Consider the following 15778-nt stretch of genomic DNA (forward strand, 5'->3'; position numbering starts at 1 on the left):
ATTAGCCGTTATACGGTAATCGGGTCCATTGGCTCCTCAGGCTCTTCCGGGACTTCTTCCAACTCGCCATGGAGGTTTTTCGCCAGCAGCACATAAATAGAAGGGATAACAAACAAGGTAAAGATCGTACCGATTGCCATACCACCTACCAATACCAGGCCAATGGAATTTCGCGCTTCGGCGCCTGCACCGGTGACGAGCGTTAACGGAAAGTGACCAGCCACAGTTGCAACAGTTGTCATCAGAATTGGGCGCAAACGTGTGGACGCGGCTTCTCGAACAGCGGCCATTTTAGTCAGACCCAGCTCCTGCATTTTGTTGGCAAATTCCACCAGTAGAATCCCGTTCTTAGCCACTAGCCCAATCAAAGTTACCAAACCTACTTGCGAGTAGATATTCAGTGTTGTGGTGAAGCCGTCGGTCCAGAACCCCATTCCCGGCACAGGAAACTTGAGGAAGGTAAAAATGGACGCACCGAACATCGCCAATGGTACCGACCCCGCCAGAATCACAAACGGATCGCGGAAGCTGTTGAACTGCGCCGCCAACACTAAAAAGATCAGCAGTAAAGCCATAGTGAACGCGGGTACAAACTTATTGCCTTCGCGACGCAACTGCCGTGATTCACCGGTGTAATCGACCATATAGTCGCTAGGCAGGATTTTCGCAGCTTCGGTTTCCAGAAAATTCAGCGCGGCATCCAGTGACTGGGTCGATACGCCGCTCAGTTTCACCGCATTTAACTGCTGGAACCGATTTAGGGAGCGGGGCACTGTTTTTTCTTCAATACGTGCAACCGTACTTAGCGGAATCAACTTTCCTTCAGGACCGGTAATAAATATATCCTGTAGCTGCGCCGGGTTTAGTCGTTCCGAACGCTTCACCTGGGGAATCACACGGTAGCTGCGCCCGCCGATATTAAACCGGTTAACATAACCACCACCGAGCATCACACCAACATCGGCACCCACCTGCTGCAAGCTCAAACCGAGATCGGCCACTTTATCGCGGTCGATCACCAGTTCCGCTTCGGGCACATCGACTTTAGTATCGATTTGCGGCGGGAACATAAACATGCCGCTGGTTGCGGCGGCCTGCTGCAACTGCTCAGCGTACTTGAGAATGTCCTCTGTTTCACCCGTAGCCGCGATCACAAACTCCACCGGGAACGAACCACCACCAGGCAACGCGGGCGGCGCAATCGCGAAGTTGTTAATACCACCAATCTGTGAAATATCGGCAGTAATTTCCGGGAGTAGCTGGAATACGGATCGATCGCGCTCTGCCCAGGGCTTGAGCAGCAAGCCGCCCATACCACCATCGGGAAAGGTGATCTGGAACGTGAATTCGCCCTCAGGCACAGACAACAGCTTTTCATTGAGTGCGTTCGCATAGATCTTGGACTGATCGATGGTTGACGAGGACGCGCCCTCGGACATGATAAACACAATGCCCTGATCTTCCGTTGGTGCCAGCTCTTTCGGCGAACTCATGAACATCGCCAAAGCACCCGCGCTCAATAAGAACCAAAGCACGTAAATTGCTCCGCGCGCGCGCAGGCTCACATCCAGAATTCGCAGGTAACGCGCTCGTATCGCATTAAAAGCACTTGCTGAGCGCTTGGCAAAACCCTCGTCTTCTATTCCCTCTTTCAACAGCTTTGACGACATCATGGGTGAAAGGGTCAATGCGACAATACCGGAAATGGTGACCGCGCCCGCGAGCGTAAATGCGAACTCGCGGAACAGCGACCCGGTTAAGCCACCCTGCAAACCAATCGGCAAATAAACTGCAATTAACGTAATGGTCATCGCGATTACCGGACCGACGAGTTCGCGCGCGCCCAACATTGCCGCTTTCATCGGGCTCTGGCCTTCGCTGATATGCCGCTCGACGTTCTCAACGATAACGATGGCATCGTCCACAACCAGACCAACTGAAAGTACAATCGCCAACAGGGTCAGCAAATTCAAGCTGAAACCAAACAATTGCATTAAAAAGATCGCACCAATGAGCGATACCGGAATCGCCATCACCGGAATCACAACTGAGCGCACAGACCCAAGGAATAAAAAGATAATGGCGATAACAATTAGCAGCGTTTCACTCAGTGTTTTAATCACTTCGTGGATCGACGATTCGATGTATTCGGTCGCATCGTAACCGATAACCGCATCCATACCTTTGGGCATACCGTCACGCAGGCTGTCCAACTCTTTGCGCACCAGCTTCATAACATCGAGCGTGTTCGCGTTCGGCATGGGCCAGATACCCATAAAAGTCGTGGTCATGCCGGAATAACGCACTTCTTCGTTGTAACTTTCTGAACCCAGTTCGACATCGGCAACATCACTTAAACGCACCAGAGCGCCATTTTCTGAGCGCAGTACGAGATCGCGAAACTCCTCGACGGTATTTAAGTCGGTATTCGCAGAAAGGTTAACCTGGATAAAACTACCCTTGGTATTCCCCAACGCCGCGAGATAGTTATTGGAAGTTAGCGCCTGCCGAATTTGCACCGGCGTGATGCCGTATGCCGCCATTCGATCCGGCTTTAACCAGATTCGCATCGCAAAGGTGCGGCCACCCAATACATCTGCGCGCTGCACACCTTCCAGCGCCGCCAGCCGCGGCTGTACCACACGGGTCAGGTAATCCGTAATCTGGTTCGGCTCTAGAATTTCCGAGCTGAAACTCAAATAGGCTGACGCGAATTGACTGTCCGCAGACTGCACATTGATAATCGGCACCTCAGCTTCTGGTGGCAGATCGCCGCGCACCTGATTAACTTTCGAGGTGATTTCCGATAACGCCTTAATCGGGTCGTAATTCAACTCCAACTGCACATTAATGGTCGACATGCCCTGAGTGGAGGAAGAATTGATATAGTCGATGCCATCGGCACCGGATATGGCCCGCTCCAGAGGCGTCGTAATAAAGCCGCGAACCAGTTGAGCGTTAGCCCCAATGTATGCGGTATTCACGGTGATAACCGCGTTGTCGTTGCGTGGGTACTGACGAACCGTCAACGACGAGATAGCCTGTATCCCGGCGATAATGATTACCAGGTTAACTACCAGCGCAAGAACCGGCCGACGAACAAATATATCGGTAAATACTGTTTTCATGTTTCGGTTTCCGCCCTGTTAGGAATCTGCCGGCTGTGGGTTCTCTTTAAATTCAGGCTGTGCTTCATTATTGATAACCACAGGCGCACCATTGCGTACTTTAAACACGCCAGTGCTCACAACCGTATCTCCTTCGCTCACACCGGCTTCAATCGCAACAAAATCGCCGAGACGCTGGCCCAGGCGCACAAATTGCTGGCGCGCCACCTGTTTGGTTTCGCCACTCTCTTCATCTTTTTCTTGCGCAACGACAAACACTGAGTCGCCATAGGTTGCGTAGCTGATAGCAGTTGCTGGTACTGCAAGGACTTTATTGGCCTCGGGCAATACCACATCCAACTTGGCGTACATCCCGGGTAACAAGCTGAGATCTTTATTATCGAGACTTGCCTGCACGCGCACACTGCGGGTGACCGGGTCGATTTCCGGGTTAATGGTAGTAAGCTCACCGTGAAAAACTTTGTTGGCGACAGCGTCCGTTGTAAGGCGGACTTTCAAACCCAAGGATATTTTGGGGAGATCGCGCTGCGGCAGAGAAAAGTTCACATAGATGGGGTCCACCGCCTGCAGTGAGACGATAGCGTCACCCGTACCCAGGTCGCGACCAACATTAATTAAGCGAATGCCCAAGCGACCGGCAAAAGGTGCCTTCACGGTTTTTTTATCGATCATGCTGCGAATGTTATCAGCCTGGGCAACCGCTTCTTTGTAGCGGGCGTCGGCTGCGTCGAACTCGGATTTCGAAGAGACTTTTTTGTTGTAGAGCGCATCCACGCGATCAAGGTTAGACTTTGCTAATGCAACACTCGCCTCCGCCGCTCGCAGCTGCGCTTTTTCTGAGGTGATGTCCTGCCGAACCAGCACATCACCCGCGCGCACTTCCGCGCCGGCTTTAAATAAAATCTCGGTCACTCGCCCGGGAAGGTCAGCAGTAACAACCACACCCTGCACCGCCTCAAGGGTCCCCACAGTTTTGAGACTCTGTTCCCATTCCTGAGACACCACCTCGGTGGCGGAGATAATGGTCGGAGGCATTTGGTTAGACTCCCCCATTTTTATCAGCGCCATAATTTGTGAACCTTTTACGGCAACAATTGCCAGAGCAACAAGCAACACACCAACGCTAATGGCTATTACAAACTTTTTCATGAAACCTTCCCGTGAACAATATAAAACCGGCCCCAACGCCAGGTGATGCGAAGTATAAATAACCGATTGATGGATTCTGGTGAAATCAAGGAGAGAATTTGGAAACGCCATAACTCCTTGGCGCCTGCTGCACACCCGAGGAATTTGCGTGCCCGAAAACAGGGCTTACAGATGGGCTGCAGCAACACCCTGTCGAATCTTGCATCCTATATCGTGCCAACATAGCAACAGATAAGTCGAACTACAAGTAAGCGCTGACACCTTCATCGATCTGCACACTGCAGGAGGGGAAAATAGGTTGTCGGCGAGAACTGCCGACAACCAGGATTGACGCCACTGCGCTGGCGCGCTCAACACTGAACTGCCGGGCCAGATTCACCCGGGCATTTCCGTACAAGCGCGATTAGCATAAGAGAATCGGAGCGCAAATACACTGCGGTATATTGTCGCACCTGACGGCGTGAAAATGCTCCAAGCCTCACCTGGAAGTCGCACGCGGCTATCCGTCTTTGGCGTTGGCTCGCGGTTGCAGTCCCGACGGATTGGCCAACACGCGGCTGTGCTCGCGAATGATTTCAAGTGTGCTCATGTCGGTATCAAACACCGAGTAAAAACCTTGTGGCTCTTGCGGTGGATCGCCGAGATAACTGGTATCACCCGCCTGCCAGCTATGATCAGCATGTTGTGCTTTGCCAGCGCCTCCCCAGGCCCAGAAATTCGACCCGACCAGCGATCCGCCAGACAAACTACTGCCCGCGACACGCGCGTATACCAACTGATATAAATTGTTGCGCAGGCTTACATCGGCCTCTCGGCTATATTCACCGCCGTCGCGCTCGAAGCCGAACTCCTCAAGCACCAATGGCATATTCAGTTGCTCAGCGTAGGTGATGTGTTGCGCGATATAGGCGTCGGTTTTGCGCATGGCATCGCCAAAGGTTTGCTGCGTTCGCGCCACATCAAACCACCCCCAGTTTTTGGGCCACAGGTGCACAGTTGCGTAATCGATACCGTTTTCTGCATGAGCGCCGAGAAAACACGCCATCATGCCCAGGCAACCCTGGGTACCTTCACTTCCGAGGCTTACCAGATGATTCGGATCGAGCTGTTTGATCAGCGCGGCCGTATTGCGGATCCAGGAAAAATACGCGGGTAAATTGTCGCGACTGATATCGCCGTCGCCCGGCCGCGGTTCATTGGCCAGCTGCCACGCCATAATGGTGGGGTCATCTTTATAGGCAACACCGGTAATGCTGTTAGTGCGCGTCAGCAAGGTTTCCATATATTGATAGGACAAATCCACCGCTGCACTGTTACTGTAAAATTTGGCAGTCGCGAGTGCGAACGCGGGCCAGGGATGTGCGTCGTCGCCAAGATTGATAAAGTCGCCACCGTTCACCCAACTCAGGTAGGTCATCATCCCGCCGGACCACTCCCAAAAATTGTTCAGGTAGATAACGGCTTTCATATCCCGCTTGGCCATTTCCGCAAGCGTAAAATCCAGTCCTTCCAGCAGATCGTCCCGCTCCACTTTACCGCGATAGCTGATTGCCGGCTGCAGTGAATTATCCAGTGGCGATCGTTCGGCGGCACCAAGAATGCGTAAGTTAGTAATACCGTATTGCTGCAAAGTATCCAGTTCTCGCTGCAGGCGCGCGCGATCCGCCACAGCAGAATCTGACGAGCCCAGGTAGGCGGCGTACCACATGTTGGCACCTACGTATCGATAGGGTTTGCCCTGAAGATAGAATTTATTGCCCTCGACACTCACAAACGGGCTTGCTGGCAGATCGGTTTTGAACTCGCGCCATGTGGTATTGGCAGCAGGCTTAGAATTCTGTTCTTCCAGCATTTCTGGTGGCGGTGCGCAGGCGAGCAATAATATAGATAACACGCTAATTACACCCCAGCAGCACGCTTTGGCTGTCCCCATGATGACACTCCTAATTTTGATTATTATTCGATGTAAACCCGGGCGGCAAACCAAAATTCACGCCCCCGCAGCCCCCGTGTTCACGATGTTTCTTGTAGCCTTTATCGCTGCGGGCAGCCAGGAATCGCCGTCGAAACATGACCTAAAGGCCACGTTTGTGGGCCTGTACTAAGTCGCTACCCGGCATCGGCGATACCCTGCACGATCACTGATAACGCTGAGTTGCTACGGCACAATTCAAGCAAACAGATAAGCAGGCTATTGTTACGGGGTTTACCCCGGCGAGGAAAATGTAACCAATTACATTTTACTGGGTCAATGGCTTCTGTTATCTCATTTGGTTACACACATGAATACATCAATAGCTGACGGTCAGACCGGTTTTTTATTTTTGCCAAGCCGCCTAAAATACCGGGAATGCAGAAAATAACGAATATCGCGCCAAAAGAATCTTTGCTAGCATGCGTTGCGCCAAGGCTGTTCCCGTGGCCTTTCGATAGCGCGAGCCCACCATTTAGCGCGCACCTGTTTAAGGAGGCTTATGTCTAATATCCGCGAAGTCGCACGCCTGGCAGGCGTCTCTGTGGCGACTGTGTCACGCACCCTGAGCCACCCGGAGATGGTGTCGGAAGCCACCCAAAAGCGCGTGATGAAAGCCGTTGATCAGGTTAATTATCAGCCCAACATGCTCGCGCGCAATTTTCGCTCCGCTCGCTCCTATTCTCTAGTGGTGCTCGTTCCTGATATCGCCAACCCCTTTTTCGCGTTGGTCATCCGCAGTATCGAACGACAGGCGCAAAAAAAAGGGTATTCCGTTCTACTCGGTGATACCCAGGACTCGTCCGAACGCGAACAGGATTATATTCGTCTGGTAGAAACGCGCCTCGCCGATGGTATTCTTCAGTTGCGCCCAATCTCAGACCAGTTTCACGCAGGCAGCAAATTCAGCTTTCCCTACTTGCACGTATGTTCCACAGAAAGTACTGACGGCCCCTGCGTGCGCGTGGACAATGCAAAGGCATTCGAGCAAATGACTGCCTACTTGATCTCGCTCGGCCATCAACGAATCGGGTTAATCACCGGCCGCGAAGAAAATCCGCACACCGTGGATAGGATGAAAGGCTTTCAGAAAGCACTGGCCGATGGGGGCCTGCCGTTCGACACGAACCTCGTTGCCAGCGGAGACTATTCCATTTGGTCCGGGGTTAATGCGGCCAATGCACTTTGCCAATCGGGAATACAACCCACCGCTATCGCGTGTATGAACGACGAAATGGCAATTGGTGCAATCCAGGCGCTAAAAGCACAAGGATTACGCGTACCAGAAGATGTATCTGTTACTGGTTTTGACGATATCAGTTACGCCCGCTACTGCGATCCTCCGCTCACAACCATCGCTCAGCCTGCCGACCTGATGGGCACTCTGGCGGTAGATATGCTCTTGCAGCAGCTCAACGGGGAATCGCTTCCTTGCCAGGAAAAGGTTTTGCCCTACGAATTTATTGTGCGCCAGAGCACTGCACCCGCCGCACAGTGAGCCCATTCACGCTTTTTGTAAGCCAAACACTAACGCCCGTTGTCAGCTTTAGCTAAAATGAGGGCATCTTGGTGCCATAAGAAAGAATTAACGGAGATTCGACCATGAGGATATTCATTATCCCCGCAGTAATGCTTTTTGCCCTGCCCACCTATGCAGACAACCTGAGCGGCTTTTATGCTGGCGGCAACGCAAACTTTATCGATGGAAATGCCACACTCGGCGCAGGCAATGATGTTGAGTTTCGTTCAATCGAAGCCTTCGGCGGTTACAAGCTTAACGGTTGGGTCGGCGGTGAAACACGCACAGGACTGGGCCTCTCTGGCGAAAGCTACAGTATCGGTACCGGCGACGCACAGCAAAACATTGAGCTGGGTATCGACTACTACCAATCTATTTACTACCGGGTTGAAAAAGCGAACCAGGTGGCCAAACTTTACGGCCTGGTGGGGGCAACTTTTTTGCAGTGGGGCCGCGATGTTGATTATATGGATGGCTCTACGCTGGAAGATTCCTATACCGAAACCGGCTTTTCCTACGGTTTGGGCGTCGGCTTTGTGATGAACGAAAACACTAATCTGAATTTTGAATACCGCCAATTGATAAATACAGACACCGTGGAGTTTACCGTAATTAACGTTGGCTTCGATTTCCGCTTCTAACCGCTTGTGCCGGGAGCTGTGATTACGGCTCCCCTTTCTACACTTCTACACTTCTACACTTCTACACTTCCACACACACGCCATCGCGCGATTCAAGGCGTCTCCCTTAACGCGGGAACCCAAATGGGTTTGAGTCGTGACCCACCGGCCCATTTTTACCTTCTTTTTCCTCCCAACTTTCATAGTTGCTGATACGCCCGTTAGAGGACTTCACAAAGCAATTCACATAATGCACCCCGGTCGCATCAGCTTTTGCAGGTGTCGTAACTTCGAGAAAAATCTTATAGATCGAGCGACGGCTATCGTAGCGACTGGAGTGATTGTCCACCTCCATGGTTGTCATTCGTCGGCCAAATTGCTCAGCGACCTCCGCCTGACAGGTGAGTACGGCATCGGTAAATGTTACGTTCATGTATTTATTGCTATTGCCCCGCAGCCAGGCGTTAATCTCCGGGCCGCCCGCCACTAACAGAGTGGATATAACGGAAATAGCCACCACCGCGACCGCGAAGCCGACAACCATCAAATCGCGTTTTTTAAAGCGAATCACGAACCGTGTACCTCTGCCCTAAACCGGCTTTTCAGGGCGGTAAACCGCCACATTAGTCGCTCCGTCATCACGCAGGTGACGCGCATGCAACTGACTCATCACGCCCTTATCACAGTAAAGCAAATAGCGACCCTCGCGCGCTAACTCGGCAAAGCGCGTACTTAAACTATAAAACGGAATTTCCAACGCTGCGTCTGTATCTGCTGGCAAAGCGAGCGGGCGCATGTCAATTTCCGTGGGATGACGAATATCGATAATACGGTCACCGGGTTGCAATTGTGCAACAGCCTCGACTTCTGCCTGCGGGTTGCGCAAATCTTCCATCACGGCATCGATGGGCTGCACCCGCGACTGCTCAATCGCGTTTTCCAGCCGCGAGAAATCGAACTGCGCTTCCTGTGCCTCCAGGCGGTCCAAACGTACTTTTGCAGAAGGCTTTACCGATATCACACCGCAATATTCGGGAATATTCGCAGAAAATTCTTCCGCGCCAATTTCGCGAGATAAACGAATAATCTCGGGTTTATCCATCGCAATCAACGGCCGCAGTACCAATGTATTGCACACCCGCTCAATCGCCGACAGATTGGGGATTGTCTGGCTCGAAACCTGCGCTACCGCCTCACCGGTAACCAGCGCCTGAATATCGCCGCGTGCGGCAATTTTTTCCGCTGCGCGCAGCATCATTCGCTTTAATACCACCCCCATATTTGCTGGGTCGATCTTCTCCAGAATCTCCTCAACCACACCCTCGAAGGGCACCGTAACAAACCGCACCCGATGACTCGCCGAGTATCGGTTCCATAAATAAAATGCTATCTCTTTCACCCCTAGCTCGTGATCGCGACCGCCGAGATTAAAGAAGCAAAAGTGGGTGCGCAAACCGCGTTTCATCATCAAATAACTGGCAACCGTCGAGTCGAATCCACCCGACACCAGCGACAACACCGGGTCCTGGGTACCCATGGGAAAACCGCCCAACCCCGCAAAGCGACCATTCACCAGATAGCAGTAATCATCTTTAATATCGATGTGCACGGTCACATCAGGGTCTTTCAAGCGCACACCCAACGCCTGGGTATGCTGATTCAAACCACCGCCCACATATTTTTCCGCGTCCGTAGAGGTAAAGTCGTGTTTACCGGTGCGCTTTACACGAACACAAAACGTTTTGTTCGCAATAAGATCGCCATACAGGGGTAATGCATGCTCGTAGATATCGTGCAGCGTGGTGAACGGGTAGGCCGAGACCAGAGAAAAAGTAGAAATCCCCGGGGTGCGTTTAAGCATATCGATAAACTGCGCTTGCACGGCATCATCGTCATCCGGCACCCGCACTTCAATACGGTCCCAGTCCTGGATAACTTTGGTGCCCTCGTGTATGCGGCGCCCGAGCAACCGCAGATTTTCCGTGAGCTGGCGGGTCCATCGTTTGCGCACCGGATGGCTTTTGATAGTGATTTCCGGAAAGAGGCGGACAGTGAAGATCATTTGATTCGCTACAACTGAAGTTAAAAAGAGTCTGTCAAAGTTAAAAGGCCTAGCAGTATAATGTTGCGCTACTCCACCACAAGCCCGGGATTTTGGCGCCACACTGGTGCAGTACCACACTTGCGCACCACTATGGCGCGCTCGATTGCAACAATTTAGCTCACTCGCACCGCAAGTCCTTGTTTTTTATGTGCTTTGCGCCATGCTACATTATGGCACATAAATTGCGATCTACGATCCACTCATTCTTGCGTCATAGTGACTTTACCGTAAGATCACCGCGTGGAGTCGAGTTACATTTTTGCCTTCTCGTTCCAATAACAATATTGACATAGACCATGACTCTGGAGGAATCTCATGTCAGAGCAGACTCTGAATCTGATTAAAGAAAACGAAGTTCGCTGGGTAGACCTGCGTTTTACCGATACTAAAGGTAAAGAGCAGCACGTAACCATCCCCTCGTCCTATGTGGACGAAGATTTTTTCACCACCGGTCAGATGTTTGATGGCTCCTCCATTTCTGGTTGGAAAGGCATCAACGAGTCCGACATGATCTTGATGCCAGACGACACTACCTCTGTGCTGGATCCGTTCACCGATGAGCCTACCGTTATCTTGCGTTGCGATATCGTTGAACCTTCTACTGGCGAAGGTTACGAGCGCGATCCACGCTCTGTCGCCAAACGCGCAGAAGAATACCTGAAGTCCACTGGTCTCGGCGATACTGCTTTCTTCGGCCCAGAACCAGAATTCTTTATCTTCGACGACGTCAAATGGGGTCAGGACATGAGCGGCAGCTTCGTGAAGATTTCTTCCGAAGAAGCAGCCTGGGCTACCGGTCACGACTTCTCTGAAGGCAACATGGGCCACCGTCCGCGCGTTAAAGGCGGTTACTTCCCCGTTCCTCCAGTGGACTCACTGCACGATATCCGTTCTGCCATGTGTAACGCCATGATCCAAATGGGTCTGGACGTTGAAGTTCACCACCACGAAGTGGCAACTGCAGGCCAGAACGAAATCGGTGTTAAGTTCAACACTCTGGTTAAGAAAGCGGACGAAGTACAGATCCTGAAATACTGTGTACACAACGTGGCGCACGCTTACGGCAAAACGGCAACCTTTATGCCTAAGCCTATCGTTGGCGATAACGGTTCCGGCATGCACTGCCACCAGTCTTTCTGGAAAGATGGCGAAAACCAGTTCGCAGGCGATGGCTACGCTGGCCTGAGCGAAACTGCCCTGTACTACATCGGCGGTATCATCAAGCACGCTAAAGCACTGAACGCGTTTACTAACCCAGGCACCAACTCCTACAAGCGTCTGATCCCTGGTTTTGAAGCGCCAGTAATGCTGGCTTACTCTGCACGCAACCGTTCTGCATCGATTCGTATTCCTTACGTCGCCTCACCAAAAGGCAAGCGTATCGAAGCGCGTTTCCCTGACCCCATCGCCAACCCATACCTGGCATTCGCTGCCATGTTGATGGCTGGCCTGGACGGCGTGAAAAACAAACTTCACCCTGGCGATGCTGCAGATAAAGACCTTTACGATCTGCCTAAAGAAGAAGCGGATGCTATTCCACAGGTATGTGGCAGCCTGCGTGAAGCACTGTCCAGCCTGAATGCAGACCGCGAGTTCCTCACCGCTGGTGGCGTTTTCACCGACGACATGATCGACGCATACATCGACCTGAAAATGGAAGACGTATACCGCGTTGAGCACACTACTCACCCAGTTGAGTTCGACCTCTACTACTCTGTATAAGCCTTTGCTTAACAGCTGTACTCAAGCCCGGCCTTCGCCGGGCTTTTTTGTTACGGGTTCACTTCCGTTCGCGCAGTTTACGTCGTAGAGTGCCAAAGCCTAGAGTGCCAATACGCCACACAAGAGGGAGCGCGCCCACCCATGCCGATGACCATTTTCACCCTGGCGAGTTTTGTTACCGCCTGCTTGATCACCGTCGCAGCCAGCGCCCAAACAATCTACAAATCTGTCGATCAGTACGGTAACGTCACTTACTCCGACGAACCCCCGACCAACGCAACAGCCGAGAAACTGGAGCTTAAGCCGCTCAATACGACCCCGGCGATAACTCCCGCACCCGCGCCCAGCCCACCGCTGGTGTCGCCAGCGCCATCGCCAAGCCCTGAACCAGACGCAACAACCAGCCCTCCGAAGCAGGCCAGTGGCTACGGTCTGCGCCTGGTGACTCCGAAATCTGAACAGCGCTTCGGCCCCGCGGAAAAAGCACTCACCGTCGTGATGCTGACCCAGCGCAAGCTCGAACCAGGTTTGCGATTTGAGGTGTATATCGACGGAAAAGTGCAGGAAACCACCGATTCAAACAACGTCAGCATCGCCCTCAGCAAAGCCTTGCAAGGCCGTCGGAGCGTCTCGGCCGCTGTCGTCGATGGTGCAGGGAATGTCATTGAACGGACCGAGGAGAGAACCATCTTTGTTATTCGGCCCGCTGGTCACAGCTGATACACACCAAATTAACGCAAAAAATAGCACCATTACAGCGCATATCGAGATTTTCGCTCTATAATTGCCCCTAATTCTGAGATACGCTTTCGTTAGGGGCGCATGAACGCACCAAAGAAACCCGCAATGCATACGCGAGCCATTCGGGTGCATTCCTGTTTTAGCCCCTTCGATTGGGCCCAACAACGGACCTTTTCGGGGTTTTCCCAAGTATTGTTCAAAAATGCTTCTAATGGATTGTTACCTGGTTAACATCCCACTCCCTATGCACCGCCAGCCCCTGCCACGGCTGGCATTCTGGTTTGCTTATTGCATTCCAGGCTACTACTAAAAGGTGGCTCACCCTAGAGGCCGCCCACAGGACTTAGAGTGAATTCAAATAGTTACCAAAACATTCTGGATAGCCTGCTAACTGCAATTATCCTGGTGGACCACAATCTGACAGTCGTGCATATGAATGCGTCAGCAGAAATGAACCTGGGAGTCAGCGGCGAGAAGATGTCTGGTCGCTCCATTCATGCCTGCTTTTCCGCCAGCGATGGCACCCCCATGTCACTCGAAGAAGCCCTGAGAAACAACCGCAACTTTACCAAGCGTAAGGCCAGTTGGAAGCTGCACAACAACCAAACCATTATGGTCGACTACTCGGTGATCCCGAGTCACGAAATGAATCATATGGTTATCGAGTTTCAGCCACTCGACCGCCTGCTCAAAATCAGCCGCGAAGAGGCCATGCTCGCCTCTCAGGAAACCACCCGTAACTTGATCCGCGGCATGGCCCACGAAATCAAGAACCCGCTGGGTGGCATACGTGGCGCTGCGCAATTACTGGCGCGCGAGCTGCACCATGAAGAACTTGAAGAATACACCCGGATCATCATTGACGAGACCGATCGCCTGCGCAATCTCGTAGACCGTATGCTCGGCCCTCACAAATCGAGTGAACGCAAACCAACCAATATTCACGAAGTGCTCGAACACGTGCACTCAGTGATAAAAGCCGAGGTTGGCAGCCAGATCACCATCAAACGCGATTATGACCCCAGTATTCCGCCACTCACCGCAGACCGCGCTCAACTGATTCAGGCTGTGCTCAACATTGGCCGCAATGCCATGCAGTCGCTGCTGGAAAACGGTACCGCCAACCCACAGATTGCGTTTCGCACCCGGGTTCAGCGACGTTACACCATCGGCCGAACGCACCACCCCTTGGTGGTGAAAATCAGCATTACCGACAATGGCCCAGGAATTCCACCCGAGCTCATTGAAGACATTTTTTTCCCCATGATTACCGGCCGCGCTAATGGCAGCGGCCTGGGCTTGGCCATTGCGCAGAACCTGGTCAATTTGCACAAGGGGATTATTGAGTGCGCGAGCCGTAAAGGCAAAACCGAGTTCACCATCTACCTACCGCTGGATACCGAAAATGCATAAACCTAATCTGGTATGGATTATTGACGACGACAGGTCGATTCGCTGGGTGCTGGAAAAAGCCCTGCAACAATCCGGGATTACCACCCAAAGCTTCGAGAGCGGCGACAAAGCGCTGCTGCACATTGATAAAACCCAACCGGACGCCATTATCTCCGATGTGCGCATGCCAGGTACCGATGGCCTGACCCTGCTTTCCAACCTGCACACCGAGCACCCCAGCCTGCCGATAATTATTATGACGGCGCATTCCGATTTGGACAGCGCGGTATCGGCTTACCAGGGTGGCGCATTTGAATACCTGCCCAAACCATTCGATGTGGACGAAGCAGTCGCTGTTACTCAGCGTGCGCTCGCCCATGCCTCAGAGCAACAGCAGGACATTGCCCCGCCGGAACCCGAGCTGGAAACCGAAATTATTGGCGAAGCGCCGGCCATGCAAGAAGTGTTTCGCGCTATCGGCCGTCTCTCGCAATCTAACATTACCGTGTTAATCAACGGCGAGTCCGGCACCGGTAAAGAACTGGTCGCCCGCGCGCTGCATCGCCACAGCCCACGCAAAGAAGGGCCATTCATCGCACTGAACATGGCCGCGATACCCCGCGACCTGATCGAGTCTGAATTGTTTGGCCACGAGAAAGGTGCATTCACCGGCGCAGGTGCGCAACGTCAAGGCCGCTTCCAACAAGCGGATGGCGGCACCCTGTTTTTGGATGAAATCGGCGATATGCCCGCCGAAACCCAAACGCGCTTGTTGCGCGTGCTTGCCGACGGCGAGTTCTATCGCGTGGGCGGCCACACAGCAATTAAAGTTGACGTGCGAATTATTGCAGCAACCCACCAGAACCTGGAACATCTGGTGGAAGATAATCGCTTTCGGGAAGATTTGTTCCACCGCTTAAATGTTATTCGCATCCACTTGCCGAAGCTTTCCAACCGCCGCGAAGATATCCCCAAGCTCGCACATCACTTTTTGCGCAAAGCCGCCAATGAGCTGGATGTGGAGCCGAAGATTCTCACCACAGAAACCGAAGCCTACCTCAGCAATCTGAGTTGGCCCGGTAACGTCAGACAGCTGGAGAACACCTGCCGCTGGATCACAGTTATGGCGTCCGGACGCGAAGTGCACGTGCAGGATTTACCGCCGGAGCTGATGGAGGTGAAACGGGCAGAAACCCCATCTGGCGACTGGGATAAAGCGCTGCGCCATTGGGCGGATCAAGCGCTGGCCTGCGGGCAAAAAGAGATTCTCTCCGAGGCAGTGCCAACCTTCGAACGCGCGCTCATTGAAACTGCGCTCAAGCACACCGCTGGTCGCAAGCGCGACGCAGCCAATTTGCTGGGCTGGGGCCGCAATACGCTAACCCGCAAATTGAAAGAGCTGGGGATGGCCGGCGCCGACGACGACTAAGC

General features: G+C 52.8%; 11 protein-coding genes. 6 read left to right on the forward strand and 5 right to left on the reverse strand.

Annotated elements, in window-relative coordinates; translation table 11 throughout:
* Nucleotides 1-8 precede the first annotated feature (8 nt).
* From TERTU_RS19590 to TERTU_RS19600, 3 genes are all read right to left on the reverse strand, one after another.
* Nucleotides 9-3128, reverse strand: a complete 3120-nt coding sequence (locus tag TERTU_RS19590) for an efflux RND transporter permease subunit (protein ID WP_015818228.1) — start codon at nucleotides 3126-3128, stop codon at nucleotides 9-11.
* An 18-nt stretch (nucleotides 3129-3146) separates the two neighbouring features.
* Complete coding sequence (locus TERTU_RS19595; RefSeq protein ID WP_026160586.1) at nucleotides 3147-4277, reverse strand: efflux RND transporter periplasmic adaptor subunit; 1131 nt, start codon at nucleotides 4275-4277, stop codon at nucleotides 3147-3149.
* 499 nt (nucleotides 4278-4776) lie between these two features.
* Nucleotides 4777-6210, reverse strand: coding sequence for a glycoside hydrolase 5 family protein (locus tag TERTU_RS19600; RefSeq protein ID WP_015820624.1), 1434 nt, complete (start codon nucleotides 6208-6210; stop codon nucleotides 4777-4779).
* A 541-nt stretch (nucleotides 6211-6751) separates the two neighbouring features.
* Here TERTU_RS19600 and TERTU_RS19605 point away from each other — a divergent pair.
* Together TERTU_RS19605 and TERTU_RS19610 are read left to right on the forward strand one after the other, a co-directional pair.
* A complete protein-coding gene (locus tag TERTU_RS19605; protein WP_015817020.1) occupies nucleotides 6752-7747 on the forward strand; it encodes a LacI family DNA-binding transcriptional regulator in 996 nt (331 codons plus the stop codon).
* 104 nt (nucleotides 7748-7851) lie between these two features.
* Nucleotides 7852-8409, forward strand: coding sequence for a porin family protein (locus TERTU_RS19610; RefSeq protein ID WP_015819890.1), 558 nt, complete (start codon nucleotides 7852-7854; stop codon nucleotides 8407-8409).
* A 106-nt stretch (nucleotides 8410-8515) separates the two neighbouring features.
* Here TERTU_RS19610 and TERTU_RS19615 read toward each other — a convergent pair whose 3' ends face one another.
* Together TERTU_RS19615 and thiI are read right to left on the reverse strand one after the other, a co-directional pair.
* Nucleotides 8516-8959, reverse strand: coding sequence for a hypothetical protein (locus TERTU_RS19615; RefSeq protein WP_015819581.1), 444 nt, complete (start codon nucleotides 8957-8959; stop codon nucleotides 8516-8518).
* Between the two features lie 18 nt (nucleotides 8960-8977).
* The gene (gene thiI / locus TERTU_RS19620; protein ID WP_015819735.1) at nucleotides 8978-10450 is read right to left on the reverse strand and encodes a tRNA uracil 4-sulfurtransferase ThiI; all 1473 of its coding nucleotides are present in this window, start codon (nucleotides 10448-10450) and stop codon (nucleotides 8978-8980) included.
* Nucleotides 10451-10807: 357 nt separating this feature from the next.
* Here thiI and glnA point away from each other — a divergent pair, with 357 nt between their 5' ends.
* From glnA to glnG, 4 genes are all read left to right on the forward strand, one after another.
* A complete protein-coding gene (glnA, locus tag TERTU_RS19625) occupies nucleotides 10808-12214 on the forward strand; it encodes a glutamate--ammonia ligase (protein ID WP_015819091.1) in 1407 nt (468 codons plus the stop codon).
* Between the two features lie 141 nt (nucleotides 12215-12355).
* On the forward strand, nucleotides 12356-12934 hold the full coding sequence (locus tag TERTU_RS19630) for a DUF4124 domain-containing protein (RefSeq protein ID WP_015818391.1): 579 nt from the start codon (nucleotides 12356-12358) through the stop codon (nucleotides 12932-12934).
* A 369-nt stretch (nucleotides 12935-13303) separates the two neighbouring features.
* Nucleotides 13304-14368, forward strand: a complete 1065-nt coding sequence (gene glnL / locus TERTU_RS19635; RefSeq protein WP_015817933.1) for a nitrogen regulation protein NR(II) — start codon at nucleotides 13304-13306, stop codon at nucleotides 14366-14368.
* Complete coding sequence (gene glnG, locus TERTU_RS19640; RefSeq protein WP_015818260.1) at nucleotides 14361-15776, forward strand: nitrogen regulation protein NR(I); 1416 nt, start codon at nucleotides 14361-14363, stop codon at nucleotides 15774-15776. The genes glnL and glnG overlap by 8 nt, the downstream gene beginning before the upstream one ends.
* The last annotated feature ends 2 nt before the right edge of the window (nucleotides 15777-15778 follow it).

Origin of the sequence: Teredinibacter turnerae T7901, from assembly GCF_000023025.1 — a bacterium.
GTDB lineage: Bacteria > Pseudomonadota > Gammaproteobacteria > Pseudomonadales > Cellvibrionaceae > Teredinibacter > Teredinibacter turnerae_B.

Bases quoted from the DNA above. Each gene is read 5' to 3' on its own strand.
- TERTU_RS19590 (WP_015818228.1), bottom strand. From the start codon at position 3,128: ATGAAAACAGTATTTACCGATATATTTGTTCGTCGGCCGGTTCTTGCG.
- TERTU_RS19595 (WP_026160586.1), bottom strand. From the start codon at position 4,277: ATGAAAAAGTTTGTAATAGCCATTAGCGTTGGTGTGTTGCTTGTTGCT.
- TERTU_RS19600 (WP_015820624.1), bottom strand. From the start codon at position 6,210: ATGGGGACAGCCAAAGCGTGCTGCTGGGGTGTAATTAGCGTGTTATCT.
- TERTU_RS19605 (WP_015817020.1), top strand. From the start codon at position 6,752: ATGTCTAATATCCGCGAAGTCGCACGCCTGGCAGGCGTCTCTGTGGCG.
- TERTU_RS19610 (WP_015819890.1), top strand. From the start codon at position 7,852: ATGAGGATATTCATTATCCCCGCAGTAATGCTTTTTGCCCTGCCCACC.
- thiI (WP_015819735.1), bottom strand. From the start codon at position 10,450: ATGATCTTCACTGTCCGCCTCTTTCCGGAAATCACTATCAAAAGCCAT.
- glnA (WP_015819091.1), top strand. From the start codon at position 10,808: ATGTCAGAGCAGACTCTGAATCTGATTAAAGAAAACGAAGTTCGCTGG.
- TERTU_RS19630 (WP_015818391.1), top strand. From the start codon at position 12,356: ATGCCGATGACCATTTTCACCCTGGCGAGTTTTGTTACCGCCTGCTTG.
- glnG (WP_015818260.1), top strand. From the start codon at position 14,361: ATGCATAAACCTAATCTGGTATGGATTATTGACGACGACAGGTCGATT.